The sequence below is a fragment of the Aureimonas sp. N4 genome, from assembly GCF_001463925.1.
GTDB classification, from domain to species: Bacteria; Pseudomonadota; Alphaproteobacteria; order Rhizobiales; family Rhizobiaceae; genus Aureimonas; species Aureimonas ureilytica_A.
Map to the genome: position 1 here is coordinate 1 of NZ_BBWS01000071.1, position 2,535 is coordinate 2,535.

General features: G+C 63.2%; 4 protein-coding genes. All 4 read left to right on the top strand.

All coding sequences use genetic code 11. The annotated features are described in order from the left end of the window. On the top strand, window positions 1-965 hold a 965-nt coding region (locus tag AUL28_RS23125), incomplete at its 5' end, for a hypothetical protein (protein ID WP_192843518.1). After that, on the top strand, window positions 962-1,405 hold the full coding sequence (locus AUL28_RS21845; protein WP_062224579.1) for a hypothetical protein: 444 nt from the start codon (window positions 962-964) through the stop codon (window positions 1,403-1,405). The genes AUL28_RS23125 and AUL28_RS21845, both read left to right, overlap by 4 nt. Beyond that, window positions 1,402-1,662, top strand: coding sequence for a hypothetical protein (locus tag AUL28_RS21850; RefSeq protein ID WP_062224581.1), 261 nt, complete (start codon window positions 1,402-1,404; stop codon window positions 1,660-1,662). The genes AUL28_RS21845 and AUL28_RS21850 overlap by 4 nt, the downstream gene beginning before the upstream one ends. Then, the coding region (locus tag AUL28_RS21855; protein WP_156420145.1) for a hypothetical protein at window positions 1,652-2,535 on the top strand (884 nt) is incomplete at its 3' end. The genes AUL28_RS21850 and AUL28_RS21855, both read left to right, overlap by 11 nt.

Consider the following 2,535-nt stretch of genomic DNA (forward strand, 5'->3'; position numbering starts at 1 on the left):
CGGCGCGCCTCAAATCAATGGGTCCTGACCCTAGGGATGATGGTCTGACCTTCACGGAACTGACCACCACCCGCCATCAGTTTACCGCGCCTGCTGACGTGTTCTTCTTCAAGGGGGGATACGTCGCCCCGCCTCGCTACACGCTCGACTATCAGAACAACGTCGTCATGGTGAGCCAGATTTCGGCGGACGGCGAGACGTGGACGAAGCATAGCGACAGCATCACCTCCGGCAACTTCGCCATGTCCTATGCCATGTCCGGCAGCTACCTTGTCGGCCAAGTGGCAGGGTCGAGCCAACTGGTCTGGAGAACCTCCTACGACGGCTCTTGGAATTCCATGAGCCTCAATGCTGCGTCCGCCAGCGGAACTTATTCGTCGATCATCTGCGTGAACGACGTGTTCTATTTCTCGTCGGCGAGCGGCAACATCTATCGTGCCACGGACCCAAGCGCCGCCGGCAATTGGCAGGCTTGGTTTTCCCACCCCAGAGCCAACGAGATCAACACATCTCGCATATTCTATGTATTGGGCAGCATCTACCTTGTGGCTCAGCTGCCCAATAGCAACAATGTCACCGTCCATCGCATCGATCCCAGTACCGGCACGGCGACACTTCTTCTGACGACGCCGCCGGGGGGCAGCACAGCGAACCCAGATATTCCCGGCTACGTCTATAGCGTCCAGACCGATGGCAAAGGCCGCGTCATCCTCATGAACGGTGCGGACGTCTGGGTCATGCAGCCCAATGGGACCACGACCAAACTCGGGTTTCGATTCGTAGATTATCCGACCCAGCTACCGCGCTTCATGCGGCCGAGCGACGGGCTGGCTTTGGCGGTTCCCTACAACACCAAAACGACCGTCAAGAGGGCTCGGCCCGCCGTCGCAGACACCGACTTCCAGATGCCGAACATCAGCAGTCCGACGACCGGAATGCGGCGTTTCATCCGAGGCAAGCCATGACCAAAGTTCATCTCATCGACGAGAACGCCGTTTGGATCGAAACGCGGAACGTCGACCTCGACCTTGGGCGGCCGGTGAATTCGGTGCTGGTCGAGCCCCCGCAGTTCGATCCGCAAAAACAGTTCGCCGTCTGGTCAGGGGATACGTGGCTGTTGCGCCCCCTCAGTGAGTTGCCAGCAACGCCGATCGCCGCTGATCCCGTTCCGTCCGAGGTCACGCCGGCACAGGCCAAGATCGCGCTCTACGACGCCGGCCTCTATGGCCGTGTCAAAGCGATCATCGACGGGAGCGACGCCTACGAGCCCATGCGCATCTGGTGGGAGTCCGCCCTCGTTTGGCGGCTGGACAATCCCAACATCCACGCGCTGGCAGCGGTCCTGAAGCTGACGGACGATCAGGTCGATGACCTCTTCCGCGCGGCGGCGAAGGTGGCGCAATGACCGATCATTGCACCCTCTGGCCCGAGGGCACCTGGGCGCATTGCTGCGCGGCGCACGATCTCGCCTACGCCGATCCGGGCGTCGGCAAGCTCACGGCCGACCTCGACATGATCCATTGCGTCGCCGCCTCCGCCGGCTGGCCGATGGCGCTCCTGATGGGCGCGGGCGTCCTCGCGCTCGGCCTCCCGTTCTGGATTCGCGCCCGCCTCAAATCCCGTTCAAACCGTGTTGGAAAGGGCCGCAACGATGGCCGTTGAAACCAAGACCATCTTTCTCGGCACGGACTGGACGCTGATCTCGGCCGCCAACACGGATGGCACCCGCATCGTCAGCACCGTGTTGGGCTATCGGCCTATGATCCTTCTGGCCGATGCGCTGCCGGCTTCAGGGACGCCCGGCAGCGTGATCGGTTCCGACGAGACCGTCCAGACGGGCAAGAAGCTCTATGCCTGCTCGCCGACTGATAGGCTCGTGCAAGTCCAGATCACGCGGACGGTGGATTCGGCCAATCCTGCGATCCCGGAGCTGGGAGACCTCACGCTCTCGAAATCGTCCTGGGAGGCCGGGCAGACGCCGGGCTCGGAGTTGGCAACGATATCAGGCAAAACCGCCGGCTCGACCGTCGCGCTGGAGCGCAATGACGGCGACCTCGCCGTGTCCGCGCAGGGCGACAAGCTGCTGGCGGGTCTCGCGCCGGTCGGCCCCGGCCGCTATGCCAACGCTCTGATCGAGCGGTTGGCGGGATCGGCGCGAGGCTCCAAACGGACGCCATTCGAGTACGCGGTGCCGGTGCCGGCGAGCGCGATCGGCGGCGAGAAGTACATGCTCGCGTCGAACCGCTTCGGGTTGCCAACCGACTATGCGCTCAACGACAGCGGCTACGCGTCAGGCGACACGTCCGGCCGCTCGGGCGGCAATGGGACGTCGTTCGCGAAGTACCAGTATCGGTCCTGGGGCTTCTCCACCACGTTCGAAACCAAGGAGGGCCGCTTCCTTTGGGCCAACGTGGTCAACACGATCCTGGGCGTTCGGCCGAACAACTTCCCGGTGACCATCCAGAGGGTGGACGTGCGCCGATGGTCGGACGGTGCCGTTGTCGCGCAGGTCAAATGGGGCGGCTCGACGTCTAA